We start from the raw sequence: 14,820 nt of genomic DNA, 5'->3' as shown, positions 1-14,820 counted from the left end.
TGTTTCCGGGAGCCGCCACAGCCTTCTCATCGTTCTTTTATTTCGGCCTTATCGAGTCATCACGCGCCGTCCCTAGCTTGCCGCCATGTTCTTCACCTACCTGAGGCGCGAACTGCGCCGCCGCAGAAAGGCGGCCCTCGTCGTCGCCTCCGGTCTCGCGCTGGGCATCGCGCTGGTCATCGTGGTCAACTCCGTGTCCTCCGGCATGGGGAAGGCGCAGGACAAGGTCCTCCAGTCGCTGTACGGGCTGGGCACCGACATGACGGTCACCAAGGCCGCGGAGCCCGCGGCCAGTTCCTCGGAGCGTCCACGCTTCCAGTTCGACGCGCAGGACAACGACTCCGACGACGAGCAGAGCAGCGACCGCGTGATGGTGGAGGGCTTCCAGACCCTGACCGCCGCGACCGTGACCAAGGTCGGTGAGCAGAGCGGTGTCTCGGACGCGGTCGGCGGGCTGAGCCTGCAGGTCATCAAGGTCAGCGGCCAGTTCACCCGCGGCCAGTTCCAGCAGAACCAGGGCAGCGGCCAGCAGGGCGGCCCCGGCGGCAACAGCGGTGCCAACGGCCAGCCGCAGGGCGAAGTGCAGGGCGGCGGCGCGGACTTCGACGTCAACAACTACTCCGTGTACGGCACGGACGTCACCAAGCCGGCGCTCGGCCCGCTGACCTCCTCGAAGATCACCAGCGGGCGGACGTTCAAGACCTCGGAGACCAATGCGAAGGTCGCCGTCGTCGACTCGGCGTACGCCAAGGAGAAGAAGCTCAAGGTCGGCTCCACCGTCACCGTCAAGAGCGTCAAGTTCTCGGTGATCGGCATCGCGACGGCGGACAGCGGTGACTCCGCGGCCAACCTCTACATCCCGCTGAGGCAGGCACAGACGCTCAGCGACTCGGCGAACAAGGTCACCACGATCTACGTCAAGGCGACCGACTCGCAGAAGATCGACAGCGTCAAGTCGGCGATCCAGAAGAACGTCTCGGGTACGACGGTGACGACCTCCGCGGACCTCGCGGACACGGTCTCCGGCTCCCTCTCCACGGCGTCCAGCCTCGCGACCGACGTCGGCAAGTGGCTGTCCATCGCGGTGCTGGTGGCCGCGTTCCTGGTCGCGGGTCTGCTGACGTCGTCCGCCGTGTCGCGGCGGGTGCGGGAGTTCGGCACGCTGAAGGCGCTGGGGTGGAAGTCGGGGCGGGTGACCCGGCAGGTCGTGGGTGAGGCCATGGTCAACGGGCTGCTCGGCGGTGCGCTGGGTATCGCGCTCGGGCTCGCGGGGGCGTATGTCGTCACCAGCGTCAGCCCGACGCTGCAGGCGCAGCTGGGCGGAGGCGGCGGCGGTCAGGGCGGTCCTGGCGGTGGCGGGGGCTTCGGGGGGCCCGGTCGTCAGGCGGCGAAGACGCTCGACGTCGCGCTCACCGCGCCGGTCAGTCTCACGACCGTTGCCCTCGCGGTGGGACTCGCCGTGGCCGGTGGGCTGATCGCGGGGGCGTTCGGTGGGTGGCGGGCGTCCAGATTGCGCCCGGCTGACGCATTGCGGCGCGTCGAGTAGCAGTCCGCTGGCCGCTGGTCCGCGGGCATGCGTGCCGCCCGGGGCGGCACGGGTGGCGCGGGCGGCACCCCGCTTGCGCGGTCGCGCGACCCACCCTTGGCCGGCACCAACGCCGGGCACCCCTCCGACCCCGACCCCCGTTACGCCTCCCAGGAGCTACCCCATGTACGAACTCAGAAGCGTCACCAAGCGCTACACCCGCGGCAAGGAAGCCGTACACGCCCTCGACGGCGTCGATCTCACCATCGCCGACGGCGACCGGCTCGTCATCCAGGGCCCCACCGGCGGCGGCAAGTCCACGCTGCTGCAGATGCTCGGCGGGCTGGACCGGCCCACTGAGGGCGAGGTCGTCCTCGACGGCACCGACCTGGCCGAACTGTCCGAGGCCAGGCTCACCAGGGTGCGCAGCGAGAACATCGGCTTCGTCTTCCAGAGCTTCAACCTCATTCCGACGCTCACCGCGCAGGAGAACGTCGAGACCGCCCTCGTACCGCTCGGCGTGAAGGTGAAGGAACGGCGTGAACGGGCCGCCGAGGCACTGAAGTCGGTGGGGCTCGGTGAGCGGCTGGGGCATCTGCCAGGCGAGATGTCCGGCGGTCAGCAGCAGCGCGTCGCCATCGCCCGCGCGCTGGTGAAGCAGCCGAAGGTGCTGCTCGCCGACGAGCCCACCGGCAACCTCGACGAGGGCATGCGCGACGAGGTCATGGACGTGCTCGAGCGCATGTGGAAGGAGCACGGGCTCACCTTCGTCATGGTCACCCACGACTCCGCGATCGCGAAGAAGGCCCCGCGGGTGGCGACCATCCGCAAGGGGAGGATCACCGTCAAGGAGAACGCCGCCTCCTGACGGCATGAACGGCTCGTAACAGTCCTGTCCTGTAGGGCACTTGCGTATTGAAGGGCCTGATCACCCCCCGGCATACTGCGTATTCCGGGGGGTGTACGCGCATGTGTACTGGACCGCCCCCGGCCGGGTGAACGGGGAATTCACCCGGAACCTCAGCAAGGGGGAAACTTGCGCAGACAAATGAAAAGAGCGTGCGCCGCAACCGTCGCGACGGCGGCCGCAGTTGCTCTCGCCGCGGGTATGACCAGCCCGGCGGCGGCGAAGCCCGAGCAGCGCGCGTCCGGCGCCGCTGCCCCGATCTCGGCCGGCGCGGCGAAGCAACGCATCACCCTCATCACCGGCGACCGGGTCGCCGTCGATGCCAAGGGGCGGGTCGTCGGCCTGGAGCGGGCGAAGGGCCGGGAACACATACCCGTGCAGATCCGCAAGGTCGACGGGCACACGTTCGTGACACCCGCCGACGCGGCCCGCCTGGTCGCCACCGGCAAGGTCGACCAGCGGCTGTTCGACATCACCGAGCTCAACAAGTCCGCGACCCGCAAGGCCCAGAAGAACGGCCTGAAGGTCATCGTCGGCTACCAGGGCGCCGCCACGGCCGCCAAGGCCGACGTCCGGGACGCGGGCACGCTCCGCCGGACCCTCAAGGCGCTCAACGCCGACGCGGTGCAGACCCCGCAGCAGGACACCCGCGAACTGTGGGACGCGGTCACCAACGGTGACCGGACCGCCTCCGGTATCGCGCACGTCTGGCTCGACGGCGTCCGCAAGGTGAGCCTCGACAAGTCCGTGCCGCAGATCGGCGCCCCGAAGGCATGGGCCGCCGGTTACGACGGCAAGGGCGTGAAGATCGCCGTGCTCGACACCGGCGTCGACGCGACCCACCCGGACCTCAAGGACCAGGTCGTCGCGGCCAAGAACTTCTCCACGGCCGCCGACGCCACCGACCACTTCGGCCACGGCACGCACGTCGCGTCCATCGCGGCGGGCACCGGCGCCAAGTCGGGCGGCAAGTACAAGGGCGTCGCACCCGGCGCCAAGATCCTCAACGGCAAGGTCCTCGACGACAGCGGCTCCGGTGACGACTCCGGCATCCTCGCCGGCATGGAGTGGGCGGCCGAGCAGGGCGCCGACGTCGTCAACCTCAGCCTCGGCGGCCAGGACACACCCGAGCTCGACCCGCTCGAGGCGGAGGTCAACAAGCTCTCCACCGAGAAGGGCATCCTCTTCGCGATCGCGGCGGGCAACTCCGGCCCCGAGTCGATCGGTTCGCCGGGCAGCGCGGAAGCCGCGCTCACCGTCGGCGCCGTCGACGACAAGGACAAGCTGGCCGACTTCTCCAGCACCGGCCCGCGCGTCGGCGACGGCGCCATCAAGCCGGACGTCACCGCGCCGGGCGTGGACATCACGGCCGCGTCCGCCAAGGGCAGCGTCATCGCCCGGGAGGTCGGCGAGAAGCCGGCCGGCTACGTGACCATCTCCGGTACGTCCATGGCGACCCCGCATGTCGCGGGCGCCGCGGCGATCCTGAAGCAGGAGCACCCGGACTGGGGCTACGCCGAGCTGAAGGGCGCGCTGACCGGCTCCACCAAGGGCGGTAAGTACACGCCGTTCCAGCAGGGTTCGGGCCGTATCCAGGTCGACCAGGCCGTCAAGCAGACCGTGATCGCCGACCCGGTGTCGGTGAGCTTCGGTGTGCAGCAGTGGCCGCACACCGACGACACGCCGGTCACCAAGCAGCTGACGTACCGCAACCTCGGTACGAAGGACGTCACGCTGACCCTGTCGACGACTGCCACCAACCCCAAGGGCCAGGCGGTCCCGGCGGGCTTCTTCAAGCTCGGTGCCACGAAGGTGACGGTCCCGGCGCGCGGAAACGTCTCCGTCGACTTCACCGTCGACACCAGGCTGGGCGGCACGGTCGACGGCGCGTACTCCGCGTACGTGACGGCGACCGGTGGCGGACAGAGCGTCCGTACGGCCGCGGCGGTGCAGCGTGAGGTGGAGTCGTACGACGTCACCATCAAGCACATCGGCAAGGACGGCCTGCCGACCGACGTGTACAACACGATCGTTCTCGGCTACGCGGGCCTGGGCAAGGACCGGGGCTACCAGGTTCCGGTCGCCGCGTCGGGCACGACGACCATGCGGCTGCCCAAGGGCACGTACCTGCTGGACGCCTGGATCGCGAAGGACTTCGTGAAGCTGGAGGGCGGCCTCGACTGGCTGGTCCAGCCGAAGCTGGCCGTCACCAAGAACACCTCGGTGACGATCGACGCCCGCACCACCAAGGCGGCCGACATCACGGTGCCGGACGCCCAGGCCAAGCAGCTGAGCGGGTTCATCGACTACCTCTACGACCCCGCGGGCATCGGCATCGGCGTGGGCCTGCCCTCCTTCGCCGATCTGCGGATGGCCCACCTGGGCCCGGCGGTCTCCACCGGTCTGCAGCAGACCTGGAGCGGCCAGTGGACCAAGGGCGCGGCCGCCGAGTACGACGTGGCCACCACCGCCAAGGTCACGAAGATCCAGGGCGACAAGGTCCGCCACTACAAGGCGGGTGAGCTCGCCACGGTGAAGAACAAGCTCGGCGCGGCCGCCCCCGGCAAGACCGGTGGCCTCACCACCTGGGGCTTCTTCCCGCAGGACATGGTCCTCGGTATGCCGGTCGAGCAGAAGCTGCCCGGTGCGCGCACGCTGTACCTCTCGACGAACGACAAGATCCAGTGGGCCTTCGACTTCGAGCAGTACGGCGGCAAGGACGCGGACGGCTTCCCGATCACCGAGGCGTACTACACCCTCGGTGCCCCGCAGACCTTCAAGGCGGGCCAGAAGTACTCGAAGACCTTCAACACGGCGGTCTTCGGTCCGCACCTCAACAAGGAATTCGGTCTGTTCCGTGAGGGCAACCTCGTCTACGGCTACCTGCCGCTGTTCGCCGACGCCGCCAAGCACCCCGGGTCGTCCCTGTTCACCTCGGTGAACACGACCCTGTACCGCAACGGCAAGAAGGTCGGCTCCAACCAGGACCCGCTCTTCGGCGAGGAGGTGTTCACGGTCCCGGCCGGCAACGCCTCGTACAAGCTGACGACGTCCGTCAAGCGGAGCAGCAAGGTCGCGGCCGCCTCCACCCGGATCGACGCGAGCTGGATCTTCAGCTCGAAGAAGCCGTCCGGCACCGACCCGGTCAAGCTCCCGGCCTCCACGCTCCGCTTCAACGCGGTCACGGGTTCCGACAGCAAGGCCCCGGCCGGCAAGACGGTCACCTTCCCGGTCACCGTCGAGGGTGCGGCCGCGGGCAGCAACCTCAAGTCCCTGACGGTGTACGTGTCGTACGACTCCGGAAAGACCTGGAAGAAGGTCACGGTGAAGCACGGCAAGATCACCGTCAAGAACCCGGCGAAGGGCAAGAGCATCTCGTTCCGCGCCAACATCACCGACAAGAAGGGCAACAAGTCGGCGGTGTCGATCTACAACGCGTACTACGGCAAGTGAGCCGATAGCGAACGGTCTGCCGGAAGTGCAGCTTCCGGCAGGCCGTTCGTGTTTGCGTGACCTCATGACGGACCAGACAGTCGAGTACATCCGGTACCGCGTTCCCGAGGAGAAATCGGCGGAGTTCCTGGCCGCCTATGCCCGAGCGGCGACCCACCTGGCCGCCTCGCCCCACTGCGTCGACTACGAACTGACGCGCTGCGAGGAGGAACCCCAGAGCCACATCCTCCGCATCACCTGGACCTCGACGCGGGACCACCTGGAGGGTTTCCGCAAGTCGGAGCAGTTCCCCGGGTTCTTCGCGGAGATCCGCCCGTACGTCGAGCACATCGAGGAGATGCGCCACTACACGCCCACGACGGTCGGGGGACCCGGCTCCGCGGTCCCGACGCTGTACGACTGGGCGGGCGGCGCGGAGGCCTTCTCCCGTCTGACGCAGGTCTTCTACGACAAGGTCCTCAAGGACGACCTCCTGGCCCCGGTCTTCGCGGGCCTGGCCCCCGAGCACGCGGAACACGTGGCCCTCTGGCTCGCGGAGGTCTTCGGCGGCCCGCCCCGCTACTCCGAAACCCAGGGCGGCCACAACCACATGGTCGCCAAACACTTCGGCCGCGCCATCACCGAGCCCCAGCGCCGCCGCTGGGTCAACCTCGTCCAGGACGCGGCGGACGAGGCGGGCCTCCCGACGGACGCCGAGTTCCGCTCCGCCTTCCTGGCGTACGTGGAGTGGGGAACGCGGCTGGCGCTGTACTTCTCGGGCCCAGACGCACAGCCTCCCGCGGAACAGCCGGTGCCGAAGTGGAACTGGGGGGCCGCACCGCCGTATCAGGGGTGAAGCATCTGTCGCGGGCCGCGGGCGGGATGTGACGCGGGCCGCTCAGGCGGACGACCCCGCCCGAGCGGCGTCCGCACCCCAGCTCGCCAGCAGCCGTAGCCCCTCCGCCGTGGAAGAGCCCGGCTCCGCGTGATACACGATCAGCGACTGCTCGCTGTCGTCACGCACCCGGAACGACTCGAACCGCAGGTCCAGCTCGCCCACCAGCGGATGGTGCAGCCGCTTCACACCGTGGCCCTTCTCCTTGACGTCATGCGTGGCCCACAACCGGCGGAAGTCCTCGCTCTTCACGGACAGTTCGCCGACGAGGGCCGACAGACGCGGGTCGTCGGGCCAGCAGCCGGCGTCCATGCGCAGCGCGCAGACGATGTCGATCGCCTTCTGCTCCCAGTCCACGAACAGCTCACGGTACTCGGGCCGCAGGAACACCAGCCGCGCCCAGTTCCGCTCGGCCACCGGCAGCTCTTCCCAGTCGCCGAAGACCGCCGCCGCCATCCGGTTCCAGGCGAGGATCTCCACCCGCCGCCCCGCGATGTACGCCGGGACACCGTCCATCGTGTCCAGCAGCTGCCGCAGCGACGAGCGCACCTGCTGCGTCCGCGCCGCCGGCTTCTTCTTGTGCTGCTTCGGCTTGGCCAGGTGCGTGAGGTGCGCGTGCTCGGCGTCGGTCAGCCGCAGCGCGCGGGCGATGGAGTCCAGCACCTCCGCCGACACGTTCCGTCCGTTGCCCTGCTCCAGGCGCGTGTAGTACGCCACCGACACCCCGGCCAGCTGGGCGAGCTCCTCGCGGCGCAGCCCGGGCACCCTGCGGTGCCGCCCGAAGTCCGGCAGCCCCACGTCCTCCGGCTTCAGCCGGGCCCGCCGGGTGCGCAGGAACTCGCTGAGCTCGGCACGCCGGTCCAGCGTTCCGCCGGCCTGCGCCGCACGCTCCTGAACGGGTCCGGGCTGTTCCTCCATACGTCCAGTATTCACGGTCGTACGCACAGGAACCTGCCCCCGCCAGTGGTAGGAACAGCGGACGTACGCAGAACCGCGACCTGGGTGGACGGCGATCCGTACGGCACGCTGGACACATGACCACTGTTGTTGCCGCTTACGCCGCACCCGCCGCCAAGGCTCCGCTGGAGCGCACCACGATCGAGCGCCGTGAGGTCGGCGAGTTCGACGTCCTGATCGACATCAAGTTCGCCGGAATCTGCCACTCCGACATCCACCAGGCCAGAGAGGGCTGGGGCGCGGCCACGTTCCCGATGGTCCCCGGGCACGAGATCGCGGGCGTCGTCTCCGCGGTCGGCTCCGGAGTGACGACGTTCGCCGTCGGCGACCGTGTGGGCGTCGGCTGCATGGTCGACTCCTGCCGTGAGTGCGACAACTGCAGGGCCGGCCTGGAGCAGTACTGCACCCAGGGCCCGACCTGGACGTACAACGCCGTCGACAAGGACGGGCAGATCACTTACGGCGGCTACGCGCAGAAGATCGTCGTCGACGCGAACTACGTCGTCCGCATCCCCGACGGGCTGAGCCTCGACGAGGCCGCCCCTCTGCTGTGCGCCGGCATCACCACGTACTCCCCGCTGAAGCACTGGAACGCCGGCCCCGGCAAGAAGGTCGCCGTGGTCGGCCTCGGCGGCCTCGGCCACATGGGAGTGAAGATCGCCCACGCGCTGGGCGCCGAGGTGACCGTCCTGTCGCAGTCCCTGCGCAAGAAGGACGACGGTCTGAAGCTGGGTGCCGACGACTACCGCGCCACCAGCGACCCGCAGACCTTCGAGGACCTGAAGGGCACCTTCGACCTGATCCTCAACACGGTCTCCGCATCGATCGACTTCGCCGCGTACCTGTCCCTGCTGCGCACGGACGGCGCGATGGTGAACGTCGGCATACCCGAGGAGCCGGTGCGGATCCTGCTCTCCTCGGTCTTCGGCAACCGCCGCAGCCTCAGCAGCTCCGGCATCGGAAGTATCCGCGAGACCCAGGAGATGCTGGACTTCTGCGCGGCGCACGGCATCGGCGCCGAGATCGAGCTGATCGCCGCATCCGAGATCAACGAGGCGTACGAGCGAGTGGTCAGCAGCGATGTGCGGTACCGGTTCGTGATCGACACGGCGACGATCTGATCCTCGCGGTCCGGAGGCGGGCGCCCCTCACCCGTACAGGTGAGTATGTTGGGGGTGAGGGCCCCGCATGGTTCATGAGGTGGGCCGCAGGGGGCCCGAGGAGGCTTCCACGATGACCGTTCAGCTGAACCACACCATCGTCGCGGCGCATGACAAGCAGGCTTCGGCCCGGTTCCTCGCCGACATCCTCGGCCTGGAGGTGAGCCCGCAGTACGGCCCCTTCACCCCGGTCGACATCCCCAACGGCGTGACCCTCGACTACATCGAGACCGACGGCGAGATCACGCCGCAGCACTACGCCTTCCTCGTGTCCGAGGACGACTTCGACGTGATCTTCGACCGTATCCGCTCCGCCGGGCTGACGTACTGGGCGGACCCCTTCCACAGCCGCCCCGGGCGGATCAACCACAACGACGGCGGCCGTGGCGCCTACTTCGACGACCCGAACGGCCACAACCTGGAGATCCTCACGCGGCCGTACGGCAGCGGCAGTTGACGCGTCAGCCGGAGCCGAAGACCTCGCCCGCGCCGTAGGACCGCACGACGGCGCCGCCCTCGGGCGACGGACGTACGCAATGCGCCCGCCCGAGGCCCGCCACCCGCGCGCGCCCTTCGGCGCCGACCTCCACCACCGTGTTCTCGTCGATCGCGACGCCGTGACGGATTCCTCGCCGGGCCACGGCGGCGATGAGCCGAGGCAGGGTTCCCCACTGCGCCGCATGCACATCGACGGCGAACGGAACGAGCCCGAGACCCGCCCGCACCTCGATCTCCTCGAGATCCTCCGCGCTGTCCTCCGGACACACCGGAAGCCCGTCCGACAGCCACCCTCCGACCACCGCGTCCCGCGCCGCGATCGCAGCCCCCGCGGAGAAACCGGCGTACGGGATGCCGCGTCCGGCGAGGAGACGGGGCAGCCGCTCGCCGGCGAGCGCCTCCTGGTAGGCGGGCGTCAGCCCGCCGCAGACGAGCAGCCCGTCGATGTCGTCGAGGACCGGCTCCGGTTCGAACCGCTCGCCGATGGGCACCAGCAGCGGTACGGGAGTGCAGTCGCCGACCTTGCGCAGTACGGCGTCGAAGCGGTCGAAGTACTCGACGCCGTCGCCCTCGTCGACGATCAGGCAGCCGATGCGGGGCGAGCCCCCGGCAGCCTTGAGGAAGGGGCCGTAGACGACCCACGAGGCGGCACTGTCCCATCCGCCACCGATCAGAAACACACGATTCCTCAACGAAACCCCCCTAGGCCGGGAAATGTACCCGGTCACCGCCCGTCACGAGCAGGATTTACTTCCGGGCTGCTGCCCGCCCCGATTCACTGATCGCCCGGCGAGGACTTCGTCAGCGGGGAGGCCTGCTGCCCACCCATGTCGAGACGGAACGGCGGGTACTGATCGGTCATCAGCGCGGCATACGCGCTCACCCGCGCGACCCAGCGGGCCAGGCCCAGCAGGAAGTCGAAAAGGTGCATCGGGTAACGGGCGGTGAACGCCAGGACGATCACGGCGACCAGGGAGAGAAAGGGAATCAGCCCCCACCCGGCCCAACTGCCTTCCTCTCCCCAGCCCCAGCCACCGACGAACATCCCGGCGACGATGTACTGCGGAATCGCCAGTAGCCACCACTTCACCAGCACCAGGCCGCGGGAAAGGCGCTCGGGATACGCGACGTCGAAACGTGCTGGATAGTCGGGTACGTCCGCGAGAGTGAACGGCGGGTACCGGTCGGTGCCGAGCGCGGTGTGGGCGTAATAGCTGACGCGCCAGTTCCACCGCATGACGCCGACATTGAAGTCGAAGAGGGACCGGGGGTACCGGCCGGTGAACAGGATGGCGAAGAACGCGAAGACGGTCACGAAGAAGAACGCGATCCACAGGAAGAACAGCACGATGTAATGCGGGATGGCGAGGAGCCACTTCACCAGCCACAGCCATCTGGACAGCCGAGGATCGACAGACGCCTCGAGGCGCACAGGTGACACCGTGACAGGAATCATGCGGCGCAACTCCTTTCGAGCGCCCCCCACCGGTGCCCACCCGGCCGAATCGCCTCCCGAACGGGAGGCGGGGCAGGCGGCTGCCTGATCATGAATTCAGGCTCGCACGGGAAACGGGGGCCCGCGACTTGGGCGGGCCGCCCGGGAGACGGCGCTGTGCCCAGGGCGCCGACGGACGTCGGGGCCCGCGAGGCGATCAGAAGCGCGCGTCGGCCGGCCATTCAGCGACCGCCCGGCCACGCGCTTCGCCCCTCGGCGAACCGGAGGAACGCGCGTGGCGACGATGCCGTCGGCCTCGACGGCTCCCGTCGGCGCGAAGCCGAGCGATCACACGGGGAACCTCAGAAGATGCCCTGACCCGGGACCAGGATCCCCCGTGGGTCGTACGTGCGCTTCGCCGACTCCAGCCCCGGCCAGGCCGGGCCGAAGTGCTCCCGCCAGTCCGCGCGGCTGAACGGGATGCTGCCGACGGGGTAGTGCGTGCCGCCCGCGGCGGCCGTGGCCTCGTAGGCGGAGCGGTTGGCCGCCAGGAGGCGGTCGACGGCGGCGGTGTCGTCCGGCGGAGCGGCGCTCAGAACGTCGAAGAGGTACGACACGGCCTCGTCGGAGGTGCGCAGCAGCGGGGTGGTGAGGCGGTCGCGGAGCAGGGGGTAGAAGAGGATGACACCGCCGGGGCCCAGGTTGGCCGGCGTGAGGTCCTCCAGGACCTGCCCGCTGAGCGTGGCCGCGGACGTGCCGGGGAGCATGAGGTTGAGCCAGGGATGGGCGAACGTCCAGATGCCGGCCTCCTTCATGGCGGCGATGAGGGGGGCCAGCCGGTTGAGGAAGTCGTAGTAGGGCAGGTCCGTGTACTGGACGCTGGAGGGGTCGTGGCGCAGGCCGCGCAGCAGCGCCGTGTTGTCCGGTGCGGGGCCGGCCGGCGGGCCGTAGGCCACCGCCTCCAGGCTGTAGACGCGGAAGGATCCGTCGGCGTCCGCGTGGACCTGGCCCTCGACGTAGTCGAAGCGGCCCTCCTGGACGAGGATGCGCTGGTCGTCGAGGAAGGTCGCCAGGTTGTCGTAGGTCAGTTGGTAGTGGCGCACGGTCTCGGGCGCGCGCACGAGGCGCAGGGTGGCCTCGACGATGATGCCGCACTGTCCGAGGCCGGCCAGGACGGCGTGGAAGAGGTCGGGGCGCTGGGACGGGGAACAGCGGATCAGCCGGCCTTCGCCGGTGACGACCAGCAGTTCGGTGACGTTGTCGACCTGGGCGCCGTGCCGGTGGGCCTGGCCGCCCAGGCCGCCCACGGACAGGGTGCCGCCGACGGAGAGTTCGAGGTAGTCGGTGAAGACGGGCGGGGTGAGTCCGTGGGCGAGCGTGGCCTGGGCCACGTCGCTCCATCTGGCGCCCGCGCCGACGGTGACCGTGGTGCTGTCCGGCCCCAGGGGGCCGATGTCCGCGAGCGTCGCCGTCTCGATGACCAGGCCGTCCTGCACCTGTGCCTGGCCGAACGGCGCGTGTCCCTGGCCACGGGGCGCGACCGGCAGGCACTGCTCGTTGCAGAACCGCACCATGGCGACGACGTCGCGGACCGAGCCCGGGCGCAGCACGGCCGAGGGACGGCGGTGCACGATGTGTCCGTAGTCGTCGGCTGCGGCCGTGAGCGACGACTCGTCCGTGACGAGCGTGCCGTCCAGCCTGGGAATCCCGGCCGGCATCGTGGTGGACTCCGCCGTGTCCGTGGCCCAGCTCCGGGCGGCGGGGTCGAAGCCGATCACCGCCGCTGCGGTGACCGTGAGTCCGCGTAGAACGGTACGTCTTGACGGTGCGCTGGTCATGCGCACACCCCCCTCAAGAGATCCGAAAGAAGTGGTCAAATCCGCGCCATCCTAGGCCAGTTGAGCCCGTGAGGTACCCGGTTCGGCCGGTGCTGCCGACGTTCGCCCCACCGCCGATTCCGCGGGCCGGACCACGCCCTTGGATAACCTGTGCGTCCCCCCACGGAAGGATCAGTCGGTCGCGACGAAACGAGGGGTCACATGGAGCGGTTGTACAAGCGCGGCACCAGGTCCTGCGAGCCGGGGGAGATCGATCCGGGCACCCGTGAGGCGATCGCCGCCCACGCGGAGGCGCACCTTCTCGGGGACGTACTGGCGAACTCCGCCGGCTGCTGCGCCACCGTCAGCACGCGCCTGTACAAGCCGGGACTGCGCTCCCGCCTGAAGGGCATGGCGGACCCGGACCCCGAGCACCGCACGATTGCCCTGTTCACGGCCCGCCATCTGGTCGTGGCGGTGACCCGGCCGTCCGCCGGTACCGTCGTGCTGTCCGCCCGGCTGGACGACATGGCCCTGGCCGAGCACAGCGCTTTGGCCGCCCGATTCGCCGGTCGTGTCCAGGTCCCCGAGGACAGCGGGATCAGCGTCACCGCCCCATGGTCCGGCCAACCGGAACGCGGCTCCTACTACATCGCCCTGGGCGACGACGCCGACGGCAGATCCTTTCTGGAGGGGCTGCGCACGGCGATCGCGGCAGCAAAGCAGAGCTGACCCCCGCCGAAGCCCACGCCGGCCCGGCGCAGCTCCCGCTCGGGATCCCACCGCACGCGAGCGTGAGGACGCAGTCACCGTTCGTGCCCCTGTGACAGTTCTGACGATCCATTCGATGTGTGACTTGTGGGGAAGGTGAGAACAGTGAGGCTGGTGAGGCACGGATGCGGATCATGAGCGCGTGCCTGTGACGACCTTCACCACGATGTGACAGAAAGCGAGAATTCCTTACGCGAGGCGCGTGAGGACCGCATGCAGGCCATGTGCAGCCGTGGAGGTTTCGAGTGCGACCGTTCACCCTCAACTACGCCTTCCCCAAAGGGTTTCCGACCGCAGTGACGCCGTACCACTTCGACGAGACGCGTCAGTTGAACGTGCTTCCCGACGGCCGCCCGGCCGTCAGCGACCCGGATCTGCTGCTGGCCGTCGGCACGACCACATCCACCGCCGGCTCCCAGACACACTTCGATGACTGACGCCCCGTAAACGAATGACCGTGCTGATCCTCACGTCCGAAGAGGACGTGACCGCCGACATGGTGGTGGCCAAGCTGCACGAGATGGGGACGCCCATCATGCGGCTGGACCCCGCCGACCTGCCGGACAAGGCCGTGTTGTCCGCCCACTACGCCCAGGGCGACTTCGACGGATACCTTTCCTTGAACGGACATGTGCTCGGCATGGGAGGTATGCGCTCCGTATGGGTGCGCAGGCCTGGCGAACCGGCGGCGAACGCGACACACCCCTCGTCGTGGCTGACCGCCGAGACCCGTCAGGCGCTGTTCGGAATGCTCTTCTCCGCGTCCACACGATGGATGAATCATCCGATCGACGCCGACCGAGCCCGCCTGAAACCATGGCAGTTGAAGATCGCCCATCTCAGCGGCTTCGCTGTACCGCCGACCGTCTTCACCACGGCCCCACGCCTGGCACAGCAGTTCGCCGAGGAGCACCGGGACGTGGTGGTGAAGTCCGCTTCCGGACCGCCGCCCGGTGACCCCGCGCTGGCCCTGCCCACCACACTGATCGGCCCCGACGCCGACTTCTCCGCCGTCGCGGCCGGTCCCGCCCTGCTGCAGAAGTACATACCCAAGCGCGCCGACATCCGTCTGACCTGCGTCGGCACCCGGTTGTTCGCCGCGCGGAAGAGGGCCGAGCCCGGCCAGGTCGACGGTCGCTACGGCGACACCGAGCACGCCTGGGAAGCGGTCCCGGTACCCGAACGCGTAGGCAAGTCGGTGCACGAGTACGTCGCCCTCGCCGGACTGGCGTACGCCGCCTTCGACTTCGCCGAGGACGAGGACGGCATCTGGTGGTTCCTGGAGTGCAACCAGGGCGGCCAGTTCGGCTTCATCGAGCTGGAGACCGGGCAGCGGGTCTCGGAGGCGGTCGCCCTATGGCTCGCACAGCGCGGGGCGGCTCGCCGTGTACCCGAGACCCACTGGTGAGACAACCACCGCGCG

General features: G+C 69.2%; 13 protein-coding genes. 9 read left to right on the top strand and 4 right to left on the bottom strand.

Annotation, left to right across the window (positions count from 1 at the left end):
* Positions 1-85: 85 nt before the first annotated feature.
* From ABZO29_RS17515 to ABZO29_RS17500, 4 genes are all read left to right on the top strand, one after another.
* Positions 86-1,546, top strand: a complete 1,461-nt coding sequence (locus tag ABZO29_RS17515) for an ABC transporter permease (protein ID WP_367321134.1) — start codon at positions 86-88, stop codon at positions 1,544-1,546.
* Positions 1,547-1,709: 163 nt separating this feature from the next.
* Positions 1,710-2,393 (top strand): ABC transporter ATP-binding protein, encoded by a 684-nt coding sequence (locus tag ABZO29_RS17510; RefSeq protein ID WP_367321133.1) that lies wholly within the window; start codon positions 1,710-1,712, stop codon positions 2,391-2,393.
* A gap of 180 nt (positions 2,394-2,573) precedes the next feature.
* The gene (locus tag ABZO29_RS17505) at positions 2,574-5,885 is read left to right on the top strand and encodes a S8 family serine peptidase (protein ID WP_367321132.1); all 3,312 of its coding nucleotides are present in this window, start codon (positions 2,574-2,576) and stop codon (positions 5,883-5,885) included.
* A 64-nt stretch (positions 5,886-5,949) separates the two neighbouring features.
* Positions 5,950-6,720 carry a group II truncated hemoglobin gene (locus tag ABZO29_RS17500; RefSeq protein ID WP_367321131.1) on the top strand — a complete coding sequence of 257 codons (771 nt, stop codon included), beginning with the start codon at positions 5,950-5,952 and terminating at the stop codon, positions 6,718-6,720.
* Positions 6,721-6,762: 42 nt separating this feature from the next.
* On the opposite strand, the gene ABZO29_RS17495 is transcribed toward ABZO29_RS17500, so the two are convergent.
* A complete protein-coding gene (locus tag ABZO29_RS17495) occupies positions 6,763-7,677 on the bottom strand; it encodes a helix-turn-helix domain-containing protein (RefSeq protein WP_367321130.1) in 915 nt (304 codons plus the stop codon).
* A gap of 116 nt (positions 7,678-7,793) precedes the next feature.
* On the opposite strand from ABZO29_RS17495, the gene ABZO29_RS17490 reads away from it, so the two are divergent.
* On the top strand, positions 7,794-8,837 hold the full coding sequence (locus ABZO29_RS17490) for an NAD(P)-dependent alcohol dehydrogenase (RefSeq protein ID WP_367321129.1): 1,044 nt from the start codon (positions 7,794-7,796) through the stop codon (positions 8,835-8,837).
* Positions 8,838-8,949: 112 nt separating this feature from the next.
* Positions 8,950-9,333 carry a VOC family protein gene (locus ABZO29_RS17485; RefSeq protein WP_367321128.1) on the top strand — a complete coding sequence of 128 codons (384 nt, stop codon included), beginning with the start codon at positions 8,950-8,952 and terminating at the stop codon, positions 9,331-9,333.
* Between the two features lie 4 nt (positions 9,334-9,337).
* On the opposite strand, the gene ABZO29_RS17480 is transcribed toward ABZO29_RS17485, so the two are convergent.
* The 3 genes from ABZO29_RS17480 to ABZO29_RS17470 form a co-directional block, all read right to left on the bottom strand.
* A complete protein-coding gene (locus ABZO29_RS17480) occupies positions 9,338-10,054 on the bottom strand; it encodes a Type 1 glutamine amidotransferase-like domain-containing protein (RefSeq protein WP_367321127.1) in 717 nt (238 codons plus the stop codon).
* 95 nt (positions 10,055-10,149) lie between these two features.
* Positions 10,150-10,830 (bottom strand): DUF4389 domain-containing protein, encoded by a 681-nt coding sequence (locus tag ABZO29_RS17475; RefSeq protein ID WP_367321126.1) that lies wholly within the window; start codon positions 10,828-10,830, stop codon positions 10,150-10,152.
* Between the two features lie 341 nt (positions 10,831-11,171).
* Complete coding sequence (locus ABZO29_RS17470) at positions 11,172-12,647, bottom strand: FAD-binding protein (protein ID WP_367321125.1); 1,476 nt, start codon at positions 12,645-12,647, stop codon at positions 11,172-11,174.
* A 201-nt stretch (positions 12,648-12,848) separates the two neighbouring features.
* Here ABZO29_RS17470 and ABZO29_RS17465 point away from each other — a divergent pair, with 201 nt between their 5' ends.
* The 3 genes from ABZO29_RS17465 to ABZO29_RS17455 all read left to right on the top strand — a co-directional run bounded on the left by ABZO29_RS17465 (position 12,849) and on the right by ABZO29_RS17455 (position 14,805).
* Entirely contained in the window at positions 12,849-13,358 is a 510-nt protein-coding gene (locus ABZO29_RS17465) for a hypothetical protein (RefSeq protein ID WP_367321124.1), read from the top strand.
* 284 nt (positions 13,359-13,642) lie between these two features.
* Positions 13,643-13,834 (top strand): putative ATP-grasp-modified RiPP, encoded by a 192-nt coding sequence (gene tgmA, locus ABZO29_RS17460; protein ID WP_367321123.1) that lies wholly within the window; start codon positions 13,643-13,645, stop codon positions 13,832-13,834.
* Between the two features lie 14 nt (positions 13,835-13,848).
* Positions 13,849-14,805 (top strand): MvdC/MvdD family ATP grasp protein, encoded by a 957-nt coding sequence (locus ABZO29_RS17455; protein ID WP_367321122.1) that lies wholly within the window; start codon positions 13,849-13,851, stop codon positions 14,803-14,805.
* Positions 14,806-14,820 lie beyond the last annotated feature (15 nt).

Source organism: Streptomyces sp. HUAS ZL42, from assembly GCF_040782645.1.
GTDB lineage: Bacteria > Actinomycetota > Actinomycetes > Streptomycetales > Streptomycetaceae > Streptomyces.
Note: the sequence above shows the minus strand (reverse complement) of the source record. Positions and strands in the feature narration are given on the sequence as shown.

Bases quoted from the DNA above. Each gene is read 5' to 3' on its own strand.
- ABZO29_RS17515 (WP_367321134.1), top strand. From the start codon at position 86: ATGTTCTTCACCTACCTGAGGCGCGAACTGCGCCGCCGCAGAAAGGCG.
- ABZO29_RS17510 (WP_367321133.1), top strand. From the start codon at position 1,710: ATGTACGAACTCAGAAGCGTCACCAAGCGCTACACCCGCGGCAAGGAA.
- ABZO29_RS17505 (WP_367321132.1), top strand. From the start codon at position 2,574: ATGAAAAGAGCGTGCGCCGCAACCGTCGCGACGGCGGCCGCAGTTGCT.
- ABZO29_RS17500 (WP_367321131.1), top strand. From the start codon at position 5,950: ATGACGGACCAGACAGTCGAGTACATCCGGTACCGCGTTCCCGAGGAG.
- ABZO29_RS17495 (WP_367321130.1), bottom strand. From the start codon at position 7,677: ATGGAGGAACAGCCCGGACCCGTTCAGGAGCGTGCGGCGCAGGCCGGC.
- ABZO29_RS17490 (WP_367321129.1), top strand. From the start codon at position 7,794: ATGACCACTGTTGTTGCCGCTTACGCCGCACCCGCCGCCAAGGCTCCG.
- ABZO29_RS17485 (WP_367321128.1), top strand. From the start codon at position 8,950: ATGACCGTTCAGCTGAACCACACCATCGTCGCGGCGCATGACAAGCAG.
- ABZO29_RS17475 (WP_367321126.1), bottom strand. From the start codon at position 10,830: ATGATTCCTGTCACGGTGTCACCTGTGCGCCTCGAGGCGTCTGTCGAT.
- ABZO29_RS17470 (WP_367321125.1), bottom strand. From the start codon at position 12,647: ATGACCAGCGCACCGTCAAGACGTACCGTTCTACGCGGACTCACGGTC.
- ABZO29_RS17465 (WP_367321124.1), top strand. From the start codon at position 12,849: ATGGAGCGGTTGTACAAGCGCGGCACCAGGTCCTGCGAGCCGGGGGAG.
- ABZO29_RS17455 (WP_367321122.1), top strand. From the start codon at position 13,849: ATGACCGTGCTGATCCTCACGTCCGAAGAGGACGTGACCGCCGACATG.